At 69.8% G+C, this 16069-nt stretch carries 15 protein-coding genes; 9 read left to right on the top strand and 6 right to left on the bottom strand.

Annotated elements, in window-relative coordinates; translation table 11 throughout:
• Positions 1-174: 174 nt before the first annotated feature.
• From JKG67_RS17580 to JKG67_RS17600, 5 genes are all read left to right on the top strand, one after another.
• A complete protein-coding gene (locus JKG67_RS17580; RefSeq protein WP_203338657.1) occupies positions 175-1233 on the top strand; it encodes a sugar ABC transporter substrate-binding protein in 1059 nt (352 codons plus the stop codon).
• A complete protein-coding gene (locus JKG67_RS17585; protein WP_203338658.1) occupies positions 1233-2066 on the top strand; it encodes an ATP-binding cassette domain-containing protein in 834 nt (277 codons plus the stop codon). The genes JKG67_RS17580 and JKG67_RS17585 overlap by 1 nt, the downstream gene beginning before the upstream one ends.
• Positions 2059-3309, top strand: coding sequence for a sugar ABC transporter permease (locus JKG67_RS17590; protein WP_203338659.1), 1251 nt, complete (start codon positions 2059-2061; stop codon positions 3307-3309). Before JKG67_RS17585 ends, JKG67_RS17590 begins: the two co-directional genes overlap by 8 nt.
• A 70-nt stretch (positions 3310-3379) precedes the next feature.
• On the top strand, positions 3380-3658 hold the full coding sequence (locus JKG67_RS17595) for a GNAT family N-acetyltransferase (protein WP_203338660.1): 279 nt from the start codon (positions 3380-3382) through the stop codon (positions 3656-3658).
• Positions 3659-3660: 2 nt separating this feature from the next.
• The gene (locus JKG67_RS17600; RefSeq protein WP_203338661.1) at positions 3661-4668 is read left to right on the top strand and encodes a substrate-binding domain-containing protein; all 1008 of its coding nucleotides are present in this window, start codon (positions 3661-3663) and stop codon (positions 4666-4668) included.
• A 78-nt stretch (positions 4669-4746) separates the two neighbouring features.
• On the opposite strand, the gene JKG67_RS17605 is transcribed toward JKG67_RS17600, so the two are convergent.
• Together JKG67_RS17605 and JKG67_RS17610 are read right to left on the bottom strand one after the other, a co-directional pair.
• Positions 4747-7263, bottom strand: coding sequence for a bifunctional FO biosynthesis protein CofGH (locus JKG67_RS17605; RefSeq protein WP_203338662.1), 2517 nt, complete (start codon positions 7261-7263; stop codon positions 4747-4749).
• A gap of 162 nt (positions 7264-7425) precedes the next feature.
• Complete coding sequence (locus JKG67_RS17610; protein WP_203338663.1) at positions 7426-8460, bottom strand: LLM class F420-dependent oxidoreductase; 1035 nt, start codon at positions 8458-8460, stop codon at positions 7426-7428.
• A 174-nt stretch (positions 8461-8634) separates the two neighbouring features.
• Here JKG67_RS17610 and JKG67_RS17615 point away from each other — a divergent pair, with 174 nt between their 5' ends.
• On the top strand, positions 8635-9717 hold the full coding sequence (locus tag JKG67_RS17615; RefSeq protein WP_203338664.1) for a glycerophosphodiester phosphodiesterase family protein: 1083 nt from the start codon (positions 8635-8637) through the stop codon (positions 9715-9717).
• A gap of 129 nt (positions 9718-9846) precedes the next feature.
• Here JKG67_RS17615 and JKG67_RS17620 read toward each other — a convergent pair whose 3' ends face one another.
• From JKG67_RS17620 to JKG67_RS17630, 3 genes are read right to left on the bottom strand one after another with little or no spacing between them, the layout of a single operon-like run.
• Positions 9847-10056 (bottom strand): PspC domain-containing protein, encoded by a 210-nt coding sequence (locus tag JKG67_RS17620; RefSeq protein ID WP_203338665.1) that lies wholly within the window; start codon positions 10054-10056, stop codon positions 9847-9849.
• On the bottom strand, positions 10057-10332 hold the full coding sequence (locus JKG67_RS17625; RefSeq protein ID WP_203338666.1) for a hypothetical protein: 276 nt from the start codon (positions 10330-10332) through the stop codon (positions 10057-10059).
• Positions 10329-11708: a PspC domain-containing protein gene (locus tag JKG67_RS17630; RefSeq protein ID WP_203338667.1), complete on the bottom strand. Its 1380-nt coding sequence runs from the start codon at positions 11706-11708 to the stop codon at positions 10329-10331. The genes JKG67_RS17625 and JKG67_RS17630 overlap by 4 nt, the downstream gene beginning before the upstream one ends.
• A 143-nt stretch (positions 11709-11851) precedes the next feature.
• Between JKG67_RS17630 and JKG67_RS17635 the strand changes: the two genes are divergently transcribed.
• Genes JKG67_RS17635 through JKG67_RS17645 form a run of 3 tightly spaced genes read left to right on the top strand, consistent with a single transcriptional unit; the run spans position 11852 to position 15082 of the window.
• Positions 11852-13123, top strand: a complete 1272-nt coding sequence (locus JKG67_RS17635; RefSeq protein WP_203338668.1) for an ATP-binding protein — start codon at positions 11852-11854, stop codon at positions 13121-13123.
• Positions 13120-13752, top strand: a complete 633-nt coding sequence (locus tag JKG67_RS17640) for a response regulator (protein WP_203338669.1) — start codon at positions 13120-13122, stop codon at positions 13750-13752. Before JKG67_RS17635 ends, JKG67_RS17640 begins: the two co-directional genes overlap by 4 nt.
• A gap of 37 nt (positions 13753-13789) precedes the next feature.
• On the top strand, positions 13790-15082 hold the full coding sequence (locus JKG67_RS17645; protein WP_203338670.1) for a serpin family protein: 1293 nt from the start codon (positions 13790-13792) through the stop codon (positions 15080-15082).
• On the opposite strand, the gene JKG67_RS17650 is transcribed toward JKG67_RS17645, so the two are convergent.
• Complete coding sequence (locus JKG67_RS17650) at positions 15060-16064, bottom strand: EamA family transporter (RefSeq protein WP_203338671.1); 1005 nt, start codon at positions 16062-16064, stop codon at positions 15060-15062. The two genes, JKG67_RS17645 and JKG67_RS17650, sit on opposite strands and share 23 nt — an antisense overlap.
• Between the last annotated feature and the right edge of the window lie 5 nt (positions 16065-16069).

Below are 16069 nucleotides of genomic sequence, written 5' to 3' on the forward strand. Positions count from 1 at the left end.
CAGACTGACCCAACGACCACTAATAGTCAAGAGATGGGTCTTTATCTCGATAGTCAGCGGTGAACTGAGATTTTATGTTCAGGTCTTGACGATAAGAGTGTGATGCGCAACACTCGGACGGGTCAGCACCAAGTCACCACATCCGGTTCCCACCGGTCCACCGAGGAGCGTTCGATGCCCAGAACCACCCGTATCGCGGCCATTGCCGCAGCAGCCCTGATCGGCGCCGGCAGCCTGGTTGCCTGTGGGGCCAACCAGGCGCAGAGCAGCAACGACGACAAGACCATCGCGCTGCTGCTTCCCGAGTCCAAGACCACCCGATACGAAGCCTTCGACCGGCCCATGTTCGAGGCCAGGGTCGCCGAACTCTGCAACGACTGCCGGGTCGTCTACTACAACGCCGATCAGGACGAGGCCAAGCAGACCCAACAGGTCGACACCGCGATCTCCGAGGGTGCCTCGGTCGTCGTGCTTGGTCCGGTCAACGGGGCCGGCGCGGGTGGCATGGTGCGGTCGGCTCAGGACGCGGGGGCCGTCGTGCTGGCCTACGACCGATTCATCGCCGAAGCCGACTACTACATGTCGTTCGACAACGAGACCGTGGGCAGGATGCAGGGCGAAGCGCTGGTCGACCTGATGGGTGGCACGGGTGGCATCCTGATGCTCAACGGCTCGCCGAGCGACCCCAATGCCGGACAGTTCAAGGCCGGAGCCCACAGCGTGATCGACGCCAGCGACCTCACCGTGCTGGCCGAGTTCGACAACCCGGACTGGAGCCCGGAGAACGCCCAGAAGTTCGTCACCGACCAGCTCAGCAGGCTGGACCTCGACCAAGTCCAGGGCGTCTACGCCGCCAACGACGGCCAGGCCGCCGGCACCATCGCCGCGCTGACCGGCGCTGGAATCGCGGTGGACGACCTGCCGCCGGTGACGGGTCAGGACGCCGAACTGGCCGCCGTACAGCGGATCCTGGCTGGCCACCAGGCGATGACCATCTACAAGCCGATCAAGCTCGAGGCCGAGCGGGCCGCCGAGGTGGCGGTGGCCCTGGTGAACGGGGAGCCGGTCGGAAACACCGTCGACTTCTCCGGCGTCGCCTCCTTCATCTTCGACCCGATCGTGGTCACCCGGGACAACGTGGCCGACACCATCGTGGCCGATGGCTTCTACACGGTGGCAGACATCTGCACCGCCGAGTACGCCGACGCGTGCGCCGAGGCCGGACTCGAGTGATGTCGGCCATCGCGACCCCGCTGGCGCGGGAGCCGGTGCTCTCCCTGCGGGGTGTGAACAAGCGGTTCGGCGCCGTCCAGGCTCTCACCGACGTGCACATCGACGTGGCAGCGGGGGAAGTGGTGGCCCTGGTCGGGGACAACGGCGCCGGCAAGTCCACCTTGGTGAAGGTGATAGCCGGGGTGTACCAGCCCGACTCCGGTGACATCAGATTCTCCGGGATCAACGTCACCGTCGGTGGTCCGGGGGAGGCCCAGGCGCTGGGCATCGCCACCGTGTTCCAGGATCTGGCGCTGTGCGACAACCTCGATGTGGTGGCCAACCTGTTCCTGGGCCGGGAGGACCTCGCCGGAGGCCTGCTCAACGAGGTGAAGATGGAGAAGGAGGCGTGGCGGCTGCTGCGCACCTTGTCCGCCAAGATCCCCTCGGTCCGGATCCCCATCGCCGCGTTGTCGGGTGGTCAGCGTCAGACCGTCGCGATCGCTCGCAGCCTGGTCGGTGACCCCAAGGTGGTGATGCTCGACGAGCCGACCGCCGCTCTCGGGGTCGCCCAGACCGCTGAGGTGCTCAACATGATCGAGCGGCTCCGTGAGCACGGACTCGGGGTGATCCTGATCAGTCACAACATGGCCGATGTGCAGGCGGTGGCCGACCGGATCGTGGTGTTGCGGCTGGGCCGCAATGCGGCCGAGTTCCGAGTGGAGGAGGCGACCACCGATCAGTTGGTCGCCGCCATCACAGGTGCTTCCGACAACGTGGTCGCCGCACGTGCGGAACGACGTCGCACCGACGGCGCCGAGGCTCAACTCGAGGAGGGGAACTCCGATGGCTGACACCGAGCAGACCCACACGGTCGCAGACGACCTCGCCGACGAGCGGTTGATCCGGGTCCAGGGCCTCAGCGGCCTGGTGCACATGACCTGGAACAGGCTCCGGTCCGGTGAGTTGGGCAGCCTCCCGGTAGTGGTCGGGCTGGTGGTGATCAGCATCCTCTTCTACGCCATGGAGCCCCGGTTCCTCTCCTCGCGCAGCCTGGTCTCGATCACTCAGTTCGCGGCCCCGATCGGGATCATCGCGCTGGGCATCGTGCTTGTGCTCCTGCTCGGGCAGATCGACTTGTCGGTCGGCTCGGTCAGCGGTCTGGCCGCCGCCGGCATGGCGGTGCTGGTGGTCCGGCACGGATACTCGGAGTTGGTCGGCATCATGGCGGCCTTGACCGTCGGTCTGCTGATCGGTGCGGTGTACGCCGTCTTACACAACAGACTGGGAGTCCCGTCCTTCGTCTTCTCACTGGCGGGCCTGCTCGGCTTCCAGGGACTGCTGTTGTACGTGTTGGGCAGGCAGGGCACGATCAACCTCCCGTCGGGCTCGTTCCTGGTGGAGTTCACCCGGTTCAAATTCGTCACCGGACTCACCTCGTATGTGCTGGTGCTGGCGGTGGTCGCGGTCTTCCTGGCCACCCAGCTCTGGGGCATCCGGACCCGCACCCGGGCCGGGCTCAGCGCTCCGGGGCAGGGCGCCGTGCTGATCAAGGTGGGGCTGCTCGCGGTCGGCCTGCTGGTGCTCACCTGGTACGTCAACCTGGACCGTGGCTGGAGCTATCTGTGGCTCTTCTTCGTGTTCCTGGTCGTGGTCATGGATCTGCTGCTGCGCCGTACCCGATGGGGGCGGCATGTCTTCGCCGTCGGCGGCAACGAAGAGGCCGCGCGACGATCGGGCGTGAAGGTGGGTCGCATCTACTTCACGGTCTTCGCGAGCTGTTCGATGCTGGCAGCGGTGGGCGGCCTGCTTGCTGCCGGCCTGCAGACCTCGGTCTCCCAGGCCAGCGGCACCACCGACACCAACCTGACGGCGATCGCCGCAGCCGTGATCGGCGGGACCAGCCTCTTCGGTGGTCGCGGGTCGGCGTACTCGGCGATGCTGGGCATCATCGTCCTGCAGGCGATCCAAAGCGGCCTGAACATGGTCGGCGTGGACTCCTCGGTGCGCTTCATGGTCACCGGTGGGGTGCTGCTGCTCGCCGTGGCGATCGACTCGGTCTCGCGCCGAGCCCGGTCGAGTAGCGGCAGAGGTTAGCGGTGCCACCGCACCGCTGATTCAGGTTCGTGGGAGCGGACGGTTCGCCCCCGCGTGGCACGATGGGCCCATGGCGATCGAGATCATCGACAACCCCGACCAGAGCCGCTACGAGGCGCACCTCGACGGTGAGGTGGCCGGCTTCGCCGAGTACGTCCTCAAGGACGACCGGATCGTGTTCACCCATACCGAGGTCGCCGTGGAGGGCAAGGGCATCGGCGGCGCGTTGGCCCGAGGCGCACTCGACGACGTCCGCGCCAAGGGCACCCATCAGGTGGTGCCGCGGTGCCGGTTCATCAAGTCCTGGATCGAGAAGCACCCCGACTACGCCGACCTGGTCTCCGACTGACCTTGCGCGGCATCCGACGGCTGATCGCCTCGGCGCTGGCGGGACTCGGTGTGACGCTCGGCGCCGTGGTCGGCTGCGCCAGCCCGGACCCGGTCCGGATCGTGCTGCTGGTGCCCGACGACGATGATCAGCGCTGGCTGAGGGTGGATGCGCCGGCCTTCATCGACCTGGTCGAGGCGACCTGTGACGGCTGTGTGGTCACCGTCAGCGACGCCGGGGGTGACCCAGCCGTGCAGGCGACCCAGGTGGCCGAGGCAGCCGCAGCGGGTGCCGGCGTGCTGGTGATCGCCGCGGTGGATCCGGCCGCGCTGACCGAGGCCGTGGCCGACGTGGGGATCCCGATCATCTCCTTCTCCCGCAGGCTGCCCGGCGTACGACATCACGTCGGCACCGACCCCGTCGTCGTTGGCGAACTCCAGGGCGAGGCGTTGGTTGCCGCCGATGCGGAGCGGGTGCTCCTGGTGCACGGGCCGGCCAGTGACCCCGAGGCCGTCCAGCAACGCGATGCGGTCCGGGAGGTGCTGGCCCGCGCCGGGGTCGAGATCGTCGGCGAACTGGAGGCCGGCTCTCCTGGCCAGGTCAGCGAGTGGGTGGCCTCCCGCTGGGCCGAGCGGCGCGTGGATGCGATCCACGCCGCTGACGACGTGCTCGCAGCCGCCGTGATCGACGCGCTCCGGGCCGCCGGTGTCCGACGCCTTCCGGTGGTCACCGGAGCCGGCGCCGAACTGGACGCGGTACGCCGGATCGTGGCCGGCGAGCAGACGATGACGGTGCTGCCGGCGGCTGCTGCGGAGGCGGAGCGAGCCGCGGAACTGGCGGTGGCCACCCTGACCCGGGAGAGCGCGCCGGTGGGTCAGGAGGTGTCCGGCGTCGACACCCATCTCTTCGAGCCGCGCGCCGTCACCGTCGGCTCGCTGGCCGACACGGTGCTGCGCAGTCGGTTCCTGGGCGTCGCCGAGATCTGTGAGGGCGACGTGGCTCGACGGTGCACCGAGTTGGGCCTCCGCTGACCCCGAGTTGGGCCCTATCCGCGTCGAGTTGGGCCCTATCCGCGTCGAGTTGGGCCCTGTCCGCGTCGAGTTGGGCCTTCAGAGACGTCCGTACGTCGTGGTGCGCTGCCGGACCGGACGGCCGATGCCGGCGGCAATCTCGGTGAGCTCCGCGACCGTCTTGGCCGACCCGTGTTCGGAGCCCGCCATCCGCGAGATCGTTTCCTCCATCAGGGTTCCGCCGAGGTCGTCGGCGCCGGCCTGAAGCATCGCCCGGGTCCCCTCGACGCCGAGCTTGACCCACGACGTCTGGATGTGGTCGATCTGGCCGTGCAGCATGATCCGGGCCAGCGCATGCACGGCCCGGTTGTCCCGCATCGTCGGCCCCGGCCGTGCCACTCCAGCCAGGTAGATCGGCGCCGAGGTGTGCACGAACGGCAACGGGACGAACTCGGTGAAGCCACCGGTCTCGGCCTGGATCCGCTGGATCACCCGCAGATGCCCGATCCAGTGCCGGGGGTTGTCGACATGGCCGTACATCATCGTCGAGCTCGACCGCAGCCCGACCTTGTGTGCGGTGGTGACCACGTCGATCCAGGTTGCGGTGGGGAGCTTGCCCTTGGTGAGCACCCAACGGACCTCGTCGTCGAGGATCTCCGCGGCGGTGCCGGGGATGGAGTCCAGCCCGGCCTCGCGGGCCTTGATCAGGAAGTCGGTGAAGGTGAGTCCGGTCCGGGACGAACCGTTGACGATCTCCATCGGGCTGAACGCATGCACGTGCATCTGCGGCACCCGCTGCTTCACGGCGGCCACCAGATCGAAGTACGCCGTGCCCGGAAGTTCCGGGTCGATGCCGCCCTGCATGCAGACCTCGGTGGCGCCGAGACGCCACGCCTCCTCGGCGCGGTCGGCGACCTCGGTCAGCGACAGGCTGAACGCGTCGGCATCGGTGCGCCGCTGCGCGAACGCACAGAAGCGGCAACCCACATAACAGATGTTGGTGAAGTTGATGTTCCGATTGACCACGTAGGTGACGTCGTCCCCGACCGCTTCACGACGCAGTGCGTCGGCCAGGGCGCACACCTCATCGAGGAGATCGCCCTCGGCGGTGATCAGGGTGAGAGCCTGCTCGTCCGACAAACTGGCCGGGTCCCGCTCGGCGGCAGCAAGCGCCGCGTGGCCCTCCGAAGTCGGGCCGCCGGCCACCGACCGGCCGGTGGCCAGGGCCGCCTCGGCCACGTCCTCCCAGTCGCCGTACACATGGCCGAAGTCGGTACGCCGGTCCTCGGTGCGCCCCGTCGTGTCGATGCTCGTATGCAGATCCACCCGACCCGCGGACTCCAGTGCCGCGTCGGGCTCCTGCCAGGCCCGCCCGACCGGCTTGATGCCCGGCACCGCGAGCCCGTCGGGGCCGGCCAGGGCGGCCACGTGGCCACGGACCCGGGGGTCGATCCACGGGTCCCCGGCGACGACGTACTCCGGATGCACGGTGAGCCGCGGCCGCAACTCGAAGCCACAGTCGGCGGTGATCTCGGTGAGCGTATCCAGGGACGGCCAAGGGCGCTCCGGGTTGACGTGGTCGGGGGTCAACGGGGAGACGCCGCCCCAGTCGTCGACACCGGCGTCGAGCAGCGCGCGGCACTCCTCCGGGGAGACCAGGTTCGGCGGAGCCTGCACCCTGGCCTTGGGTCCGAGCAGGATCCGGGTGACCGCGATGGCGGCCCGGTAGGGGTCCAGGTCGAGGTCATCGACGTGCCGCATCGCGGTGTCCGGCTTGGCGCGGAAGTTCTGGACGATCACTTCCTGGATGGCGCCGTAACGCTTGGCGGAGGCGCGCAGCGCGAAGATCGTCTCGGCGCGTTCGGTCAGCGTCTCACCGATGCCGACCAGTAGCCCGGTGGTGAACGGGATCGCCAGCCGGCCGGCGTCCTCGAGAACCCGCAGTCGGACGTCGGGGTCCTTGTCGGGGGAGCCGAAGTGGGCCTCACCCTTGGTCTCGAAGAGGCGCCGGGAGGTTGTCTCGAGCATCATCCCCATCGACGGGGAGACGGCCTTGAGTCGGTTCATCTCCGCCCACGACATCACCCCGGGGTTGAGGTGTGGCAGCAGTCCCGTCTCCTCCAGCACCTGCACCGCCACCGCCCGGATGTAGCCCAGGGTGGAGTCGTAGCCCTGCTCGTCGAGCCACTCCCGGGCTTCGGGCCAGCGGTCCTCGGGACGGTCGCCGAGGGTGAAGAGCGCCTCCAGGCAGCCGAGTTCGGCGCCGCGGCGGGCGATGTCGAGGATCTCGTCGGGGGAGAGGTACGGCGCTTTGCCCTCGCGCTGTAAGTGGCCAGGCGTGGTGACGAACGTGCAGTAGTGGCAGCGGTCGCGACACAACCGGGTCACCGGGATGAAGACCTTGGGTGAGTAGGTGACCACGCCCGGGCGGCCGGCTGCGACGAGTCCGGCGTCGCGGATCCGGGCAGCCACCGCACTGAGGCGGTCCAGGTCCTCGCCGGTGGCGGCCAGCAGTGCGGTGGCCTCCGCGACGTCGATGGAGGCGCCCCGCTCCGCGCGCACCAGCGCCCGGCGCACCTGCGCCGGGGTGACGTCGGTGTCGCCGGTCCCAGTCATGAGGTCACCCATGGTAGCGAGGGGATTGCTGGCATCTACAGGTGTCCACGCTGAGCGTCCGGGGGAGGCCCAACTCGGCGCGGATAGGGCCCAACTCGGCGCGGATGGGGCCCAACTCGGCGCGGATGGGGCCCAACTCGGCGCGGATGGGGCCCAACTCGGTCAGCTGACGAGTTCCTTCATCTGGCGGACCAGGGCGGCCGGGTCATCGGAGGCCGGGATGATCTGCAGGTTGGTGACGCCGGACTCCCGGAAGGCCTCGATCCGCTCCTTCACGTACGACGCGGGGCCGACCAGGTTGACCATCTCGAGCAGCTCCAGAGGCAGGGCGGCCTCGGCCTCCTTCTTCTTGCCGTCCAGGTAGAGGTCCTGGATGTGCTTCGCCTCGGCCTCGAAGCCGTACTCGCAGACCAGCTGGTTGTAGAAGTTCTTGCCGCGCGCTCCCATGCCACCGATGTAGAGCGCCAGCATCGGCCGGGCGAAGTCGAGCAGGCCCTTCACGTCGTCGCCGATCGCGCACATGCCGCCGGCGACGACCTCCAGCGGACCCAGTGCGGAGTCGCGCTTCGCGGCACCCGCAGCGAGCGCCGCACCCCAGGTGGAGGAAGCCTTCTCCGGGGCGTAGATGAACGGCAGCCAGCCGTCGGCCTTCTCCGCAGCCAGCTCGACGTTCTTCCCACCCAGCGCGGCCAGATAGATCGGCACCGCGGAACGCTCGGGGTGGTTGAGCAGCTTCAACGGTTTGCCCAGGCCGGTGACTGCCCCGTGCTCCTTGGTCAGCGGCAACTTGATGATGCCGTCGTTGACCAGCGGCTCACGGCGCAGTGCAGCGCGGACGATGTCGATGATCTCCCGGGTGCGGCCGATCGGCTTGTCGTACGGGACGCCGTGCCAGCCCTCGACCACCTGGGGTCCGGAGGCGCCGAGACCGAGGATGGCCCGGCCGCCGGACACGTTGTCCAGGCCGGCGGCGGTCATCGCCAGCAGGCCGGGGGTGCGCGAGTAGATGTTCAGGATCGCCGAGCCGATCTCGATGGTCTCGGTCTTGGCGGCCAGGTAGCCCATCAGGGTGGGGGAGTCGAAGCTGTACACCTCCGCGATCCAGACGGTGTCCAGGCCGGCCTTCTCCAGCGCGGTCACCTGGTCGGCGGCGTCGCGGGGATTCCCGGCGTACATCAACGGCATCGAGAGCTTCATCGGTGTCCTTCGCTGGTGGGGGGGCTGCTCGGCCCACCCTGCCGCACCGCCGCGGCACGAGCAACCGTGTCTCGCGTCACAGAGGCCTTGGTGATGGACACTCCTCATCCGATCCTCGACCCCTGTTCACCCAGACGCCACCGACCGGACGGATCGAACTGGCATCCATGGATCGTGAGTCTCTCGAGCGATGTGGCCATGGTCCGGGCGCCGGGCCAGCGACGGGCGCCGCGCCTCCGGCCCGCGCACAGTCTGGTGGTCACCCCGGCGGTGGTGGCGCACCGCGGCGCCAGCGGCTACCGGCCCGAGCACACCCTCGAGGCCTACCGGACCGCGATCCGGATGGGCGTGGACGACATTGAGCTGGACCTGGTCTGTACTGCCGACGGGGTGCTGCTGGCACGCCATGACGTCGAACTGTCGCTCACCACCGACGTGGCCGACCACCGTGAGTACGCCGACCGGCACCGCACGCTGACCATCGACGGGGTCGAGCAGCGCGGCTGGTTCGTCACCGACTTCACCCACGCCGAAGTGAAGCGGCTCACCGCCAGGGAGCGTCGCCCCGCCGCTCGGCCGCACAGCGCCGCCCACGACGGCCGCTACGGCGTACCCACCCTCAACGAAGTGCTGGCCATGGTGGAGGCCGAGTCGGTACGACGGGGGCGGATGGTCGGAGTGATGCTGGAGTTGAAGCACGCGTCCTGGTTCGACTCGATCGGGCTCGGGCTCGCCGAGCCGCTGCTGCGGGATCTGGCCAGGCACGGGGTGGACCACGCTCGATCGCGGGTGAGCGTGATGTCGTTCGAGCCGACGATCCTGCGCACTCTGGCAGGGTGCGCGAAGGTGCCCTTGATCCAGTTGCTGGACGCTGGCTCCGTGCCGGCCGACTTCGTGGCTGCGAACGATCCGAGGACCTATGCGGACCTGGTCACCCCGGCCGGGTTGGCCTGGATCGAGCGGTACGCCGACGGGCTGGGCGTGCACGTCGACCTGGTGCTGGCACGGACGCCGGGCGGCATGCTGGGCGAGCCGACCTCCCTGGTGCGGGATGCGCATGCCGAGTGGCTCACCGTGCACACCTGGACGCTGCGCGCCGAGAACGCCACCCTCCCCGTCGACCTCCGGATCGGCGCGGACCCGCACACCCACGGTGACCTGCCCGGGCTGGCTCGACGCCTGCTCGATGCGGGGGTGGATGGCCTGATCACCGACCACCCCGACCTGGTGTTCCCGGCTCTCTCGGAGCGGACCTGACGGGGTGCTGACTCAGTACTCTGGGCCTGGCGAGGCTCCCACCACTGATTCCCGTGCGGTCCGCACCATCTCGAGGTCGAGAATGGTGCGGACCGCACGGGAATGGGGCAGGTGGGCGGCGGGACTCGCTCAGCTCTCGGGCAGGATCAGCCAGAGGATGATGTAGGCCAGACCGACCGGGAAGAACCCGGTGAAGACCAGCGCGATCACGGTCAGCACCCGCATGATGTTGGCGTCGACGCCCAGGTAGGACGCCAACCCCGAGCAGACACCTCCCAGCATCGCGTCGTTGGGCCGGCGAGTCAGCTTCTTGGGTCCCATGGGAACGGGGTTGCTCATCTACTTCTCCTCTTGGTTGTCGAAGATCGGGTCTTTGAGGGTCACATCGGGGAAACCGGGGCCGTACGACGTGTCGACGTACGACGGGCTCGGCTCGGGGTGGCGGTGGGTCCAGAAGTGCACCAGCAGGCCCACCACGCCGGCCGCCAGCCAAGGCAGTGGCAACAGCCAGCGGAAGTCGTCCACCACTCCAGTCTCCAGGAGCAGCCACACCGCGACCAGGCCGAGGAACGCCACTCCCATCACCAGGTGGCCGATGTTGATGCTGCGCTTCATCGGTTGCTCCTCTCTTCCTCGCGCTGCTGTCGGTCCACTCTTCGTCGTTCGGAGCGGCTCTGGGCGTGCTCGGACTCGCTGAGCACCTCGACCTGACCGATGCCGACCTCGAGGATCAGCTCCACGTCAGAGTCTGCGGAGCCCTGCGACACGTCCTGGCCGAAGCCGCCGTGGTCGCTGCCGAAGGCGCGGACGCTGCCGATCCCGACCGAGGCGTTCAGCCGCGGCTCGATGTCGTCGGGGAGGATCACCCGCAGTTGGCCGATCCCGACCTCGGCGCGGATCGGGCGGCCGTCCAGGGCGGCCAGATCCTCGACGCCTCGGAGGTCGATCTCCAGCACGCCGACGTGCAGCTCATAGCGTTCGTCGATCTGCTCCGCCGAAGCCGGGATCTCGGTCTGGGGTCCGACCCGATCCAGGTGATCGCCGACCGACTGGGCGGCCATCGCGAGTGCGGCCACCAGCCCCAGGGCGATCAGGCCGCCGGCTCGGCCCCAGAAGGCGCCGATGACCAGGCCGATCCCGGCCAGTGCCAGGATCGCGGCAGGGTAGGCGGCGGAGGGGATGTCGATCCGCGAGCTCAGGGCGGCCAGCGTGACCAGCGCGAGCGGTGTGAAGAAGGCCGCCACCGGCCAGAACAGCACCGGCCCGCGGCGCTTGGGCGCGGTGGCCGTGGCCACCGGTGGTCCGGATGCGACGGGCGCCTGCCCGATGAAGCCGGTGTACGGCGGGCCCACCGGTCCTGCAGGGCCCGGTTGCCAGCCGACGGTGGCACCGACGGTGCTGGGGGAGGTCGGGCCGGTCGAGGTCGGGGGTCCCGCGGGCGCCGGGCCGGCGAACCCGCTCCAGGAGGCTGGAGGCGTGCCGCCCGGAGGCGTGCCGCCCGGAGGCGTGCCGCCCGGAGGCGTGCCGGCCACGGTGCCAGCACGGGCGCCGCCGTCACGACGGCGCTGTGCCTGCATCACCAGGAGCACCACCCCGGCGATGATCAACACCGGGATCGGGAACGCCCAGAAGCTCCAACTGCCTCCCACGGTCATCAGCGCGCCGATGCCGGCGGCGCCCCACAGGGCCACGGTCCGGGACTGAGGCTCCAGGTCGATGGCCGCCTGCTCGGAACCCTCCTCGGGCACCAGCAGCCAACCGGCGGCATAGAGCAGCACGCCCGCGCCACCGAAGATCGCCAGCACCACGAAGATGACCCGGACCAGCGTCGGGTCCAGGTTGAAGTGCCTGGCGACACCGGCCGCGACACCGGCGACCTTGCGGTCGGCCACGCTGCGGCGCAGTGGGCCGAAGTCGCGTGCGGCGCCCCAGTTCGGGCGGTCGCTCGGCGCCGGCTGTCCCGGGGCCGAGCTGGGGGTTGTCTCTTCCATGGCATCCAGACTGCCGCGTCGGCGCCGCCGACACCATCGGGGAACCCCCTGATCCTGGGTCCCCTACCCCGAGTCCTGCTCAGGGGCAGCTCAGGGGCGCACCTCATGGTTGCCACGCGCCCGCTGTGTGACGATGGATGACGATGAGCATCCGAACGCCCGCCGTGCCGTCGTATCGACGCGCCGTCCGAGCCAGCGACGACCACCTGCTCGGTGGTGTCGCGGGCGGCTTGGCGCTGCACCTGGGGCTGCCGACGCTGTGGGTGCGGATCGGGTTCATCGGTCTGGCCGGGCTCGGCGGCCTCGGCATCGCCTTGTACGCCGGGCTGTGGCTGCTGCTGCCCACCGAGCGGTCGTTCGGTGACGACGCCCCCGGTCTGGCCAGTGCCACCCGCGGTGGGCGACGACCCGCCGGGGTGAAGCCGTTGTTCACCAACCTGGGCGTCACCGTGCCGCTGCTGGTGCTCGCCTTCGGGCTGGTGCTGGCCGCCGAGGCCGCGTTCGGTTCAGGAGTGCTCTTCTGGCCGCTGGTCTTCGCCGCCGGGGGCCTGGCGTTGCTGTGGCGTCAGGCGGACGAGGCCCAGCGGGAGCGCTGGATGGACACGGGTGGACGGGTGGACCCGATCCGTGCGGTGCTCGGCAGCGGCGGCTGGGCGGCGTACGCGCGACTGCTCAGCGGTGGCCTGTTGCTCTTCACCGGGTTCGTGCTGTTCGCGTGGCAGCAGGGCACGGTGCGGATCGGGGCCGAGCTGCTGATCGCGGTCCTGCTGGGCATCACCGGGTTGGCGCTGACCGTGGGTCCCTGGGTCTTCAGGCTGGCCTCGGACCTGACCGCTGAGCGTGCCGAACGGGTGCGCAGCCAGGAGCGTGCCGACATGGCCGCGCACCTGCACGACTCGGTGCTGCAGACCCTCGCGCTGATCCAGAAGAACGCCCACGACGCGACCACGGTGGCCACCCTGGCTCGGGCCCAGGAGCGGGACCTGCGCCGCTGGCTCTTCGACGAGGACGCCCGGCCCGACTCCACCGTGGCTGCCGCCCTGAGGCAGGCTGCCGCCGAGGTCGAGGATGCCCACGGGGTCGTCGTCGACGTGGTGGCTGTCGGCGACCAGTCACTCACCGAGGCCACCCAGCCGATCGTGCTGGCCGCCCGGGAGGCGATGGTGAACGCAGCCAAGCACGCCGGCACCGGCCGGGTCGATGTCTACGCGGAGGTCGGTGACGGCATCGACGTCTTCGTCCGGGACCGCGGCGTCGGCTTCGACACCGACGGTGTCGCCGAGGACCGGCAGGGCGTCCGTGGCAGCATCATCGATCGGATGGAACGCCATGGTGGCACCGCCGAGATCCGCTCCGCCCCCGGAGAGGGCACCGAGGTTCGCCTGCACCTGAGAGTTGAGGAGACACCAGCATGACGAGGGTCCTGATCGTGGACGACCATGCGATGTTCCGGGCCGGGGTCCGCGCCGAGCTCGGTGCGCACGTCCAGGTGGTGGCCGAGGCCGAGGATGTGCCCACCGCGGTGGCTGCGCTGGCCGAGCACCGCCCGGACGTGGTGCTGCTCGACGTACACCTGCCCGGCGGCGGGGGAGTCGAGGTGATGCGGCAGAACACTGCGTCCCCGGACACGCGGTTCCTGGCGCTGTCGGTCTCCGACGCGGCCGAGGACGTGATCGGCACCATCCGCGGCGGCGCCCGAGGCTACGTCACCAAGACCATCACCGGCCCGGAGCTGATCGCCGCCATCGGCCGGGTCGCCGAGGGGGATGCGGTGTTCTCGCCGCGGCTGGCCGGGTTCGTGCTGGACGCCTTCGCCGGCAACATCGACATCGCCGCAGTCGACGAGGACCTGGACCGGCTCACCGAGCGCGAGCGAGAGGTGATGCGCCTGATCGCCCGCGGCTACGCCTACAAGGAGGTCGCCAAGGAGCTCTTCATCTCCATCAAGACCGTCGAGACCCACATGTCCTCGGTGCTGCGCAAGCTGCAGCTCTCGTCGCGCCATGAGCTCACCAAGTGGGCCTCGGACCGACGGTTGTTGTGAGGGGGAACCGATGCCCGGGCACCGGCGTCGAACAGTCATGACCCTTCGCCATCTCCTGATCGGACTCGCCGCCGTGACCACACTGGCCGCCTGCGGTGGCGGCAACGGCCCCAGCGCAGCCTCCGACCCGATCACTGCCGATGTCGAGCGGCGTGCCGCCCAGGCCGACCTGGTCCCCGACACCGTCGGCGCCGTGCACCGGCTGGCCGGCGCGATCGTCGAACTGACCGAGGAGGGCGACAACCTGGCGCTGTCGCCGTACTCGATCGCGGTGGCGCTGGCGATGACCGCCAACGGAGCCGGCGGTGAGACCGCCGAGCAGATGTACGACGTGCTCGGACTGGACCGCGACGCCCTCAACGCCGGGCTCAACGCGCTCACTCAGCATGTCGACGCCCTGGCCGGGGCCCAGACCCGCGCCGACGGCAGCGAGGCCGACCTCGAGCTCGAGGTCGCCAACGCTCTCTTCGGTCACCAGGCCACCGTCTGGGAGCCTGACTTCCTGGCCACGCTCGCCGAGTACTACGGCGCCGGGATGAACGCCGTTGACTGGGCCGGGGAGACCGAGGCGGCCCGCCAGCAGGTCAACGAGTGGACCGCGGAGCGGACCCGGGACCGGATCCCCGAGATCGTCCCCGAGGACGCCGTCGACCATCTGACCCGGCTGATCCTGGTCAACGCGATCTATCTGAAGGCGCCGTGGGAGGACCCCTTCGACACCGGCGCGACCCAGGGCCGCCCGTTCACCCTCGGTGACGGCAGCACCGTCGATGTGGAGTCGATGCAGGGGCTGCTGGACCACTCCAGCTACGCCGCCGACGAGGGCTGGCAGGCGGTGTCGATGCCGTACGCCGGCCGAGGGGCCGCGATGACGCTGGTGCTGCCCGACGAGGGGCAGGAGGACCGGGTCAGGGGCCTGGTCACCGGCGGCGAGCTCGGCCAGCTGCTGTCCACGCTCAGCCCGAAGATGGTGCAGCTGACCTGGCCGAAGTTCGAGTTCCGCAGCCAGGTGCCGCTCAAGGAGACCCTCAAGCAGGCCGGGATGCCGGCCGCCTTCGAGCGTGGCGCCGACTTCCTGGCGATGACCACGCCGGAGAACCCCGACCGGGAGCGGGAGTTGCGGATCACCGACGTGTTGCACGAGGCGTTCGTGGCCGTCGACGAGGAGGGCACCGAAGCCGCCGCTGCGACCGCGGTGGTGATGGGGATCGAGTCGATGCCGGAGTTCGTGGAGGTGACGGTGGACCGGCCGTTCTGGTTCCTCATCCACGACACCACCCACGGCACCCCGCTCTTCATCGGCCACGTCACGGACCCGCGCGCTGACTGACACCCTGACCGACGCGCTGACCGACACCCTGGCCGACGCGCTGACCGACACCCTGGCCGACGGGCTGACTGGGCGCGGGCCGGCTGCCCGCGCGCCGGGACCGGCCGGCCCCGCGAGCGCGCACCCCGGAGCTGCCCAGCAGCACCCCGCCGACCACCACCACAGCGCCGATCCATTCGCCCGTCGACAGCGTCTCGCCCAGGACCAGCCACGCCGAACTCATCCCGACCACGGGGACCAGCATCGAGAACGGAGCGACCTGGCCGGCCGGATGGCGACTCAGCAGCCAGGTCCAGATCCCGGAGCCGAGCAGCGTGCCGACGAGCACGGTGTAGCCGAGCCCGAGCACGGCCGGCACCGCGGTCGGCGCCTGCCACGAGGTCAGCGACGCGGTGATCCGTGTGGGTCCTTCGACGGCGAGGGCGATCGCCAGCATCGGCAGCGGCGGGACCACTGACATCCACAGCACCACGTGCAGCGGCTCTGAGGATCGGATGCGGGTGTTGCACAGGTTCCCGATCGCCCAGCCGAAGCCACCGGCGAGCACCAACAGGAACGGCGTGATAGCGGCGGTGCTCCCGTGGGACCAGCCGACGATGGCGAGGCCACCGCAGGCCAGGACCAGGCCGAGGAGTTGGCGCCTGCTGATCCGGTCGGCGAAGAGGGCGGCCCCGAGCAGCACGGTGAACGGCGCGGACGACTGCAGCACCAACGAGGCCAACCCGGGGGGCATGCCGGCGTACATGCCGGCGTAGAGGAAGAGGAACTGGAGGGTGCCGAAGCCGATCCCGTAGCCGATCAGCCAGCGCAGCGGCACGCTCGGCAGCGGGACCAGGAGCAGGGTGGGGATGGCGATCACGGTGAAGCGCAGCGACACCAGGAACATCGGTGGGAAGTGGCCGAGGGAGGCGTCGATGGCGAGGAAGTTGAGCCCCCAGATGACGGCGACGGTGACGGCGAGCAGGCGATGACGACGAGGCACACGCC

The sequence above is a fragment of the Nocardioides limicola genome (genome assembly GCF_016827675.1).
GTDB classification, from domain to species: Bacteria; Actinomycetota; Actinomycetes; order Propionibacteriales; family Nocardioidaceae; genus Nocardioides; species Nocardioides limicola.

Coding starts and splice junctions, on each gene's coding strand:
- JKG67_RS17580 (WP_203338657.1), top strand. CDS start 175: ATGCCCAGAACCACCCGTATCGCGGCCATTGCCGCAGCAGCCCTGATC.
- JKG67_RS17585 (WP_203338658.1), top strand. CDS start 1,233: ATGTCGGCCATCGCGACCCCGCTGGCGCGGGAGCCGGTGCTCTCCCTG.
- JKG67_RS17590 (WP_203338659.1), top strand. CDS start 2,059: ATGGCTGACACCGAGCAGACCCACACGGTCGCAGACGACCTCGCCGAC.
- JKG67_RS17595 (WP_203338660.1), top strand. CDS start 3,380: ATGGCGATCGAGATCATCGACAACCCCGACCAGAGCCGCTACGAGGCG.
- JKG67_RS17605 (WP_203338662.1), bottom strand. CDS start 7,263: ATGACTGGGACCGGCGACACCGACGTCACCCCGGCGCAGGTGCGCCGG.
- JKG67_RS17610 (WP_203338663.1), bottom strand. CDS start 8,460: ATGAAGCTCTCGATGCCGTTGATGTACGCCGGGAATCCCCGCGACGCC.
- JKG67_RS17620 (WP_203338665.1), bottom strand. CDS start 10,056: ATGAGCAACCCCGTTCCCATGGGACCCAAGAAGCTGACTCGCCGGCCC.
- JKG67_RS17625 (WP_203338666.1), bottom strand. CDS start 10,332: ATGAAGCGCAGCATCAACATCGGCCACCTGGTGATGGGAGTGGCGTTC.
- JKG67_RS17630 (WP_203338667.1), bottom strand. CDS start 11,708: ATGGAAGAGACAACCCCCAGCTCGGCCCCGGGACAGCCGGCGCCGAGC.
- JKG67_RS17635 (WP_203338668.1), top strand. CDS start 11,852: ATGAGCATCCGAACGCCCGCCGTGCCGTCGTATCGACGCGCCGTCCGA.
- JKG67_RS17640 (WP_203338669.1), top strand. CDS start 13,120: ATGACGAGGGTCCTGATCGTGGACGACCATGCGATGTTCCGGGCCGGG.
- JKG67_RS17645 (WP_203338670.1), top strand. CDS start 13,790: ATGACCCTTCGCCATCTCCTGATCGGACTCGCCGCCGTGACCACACTG.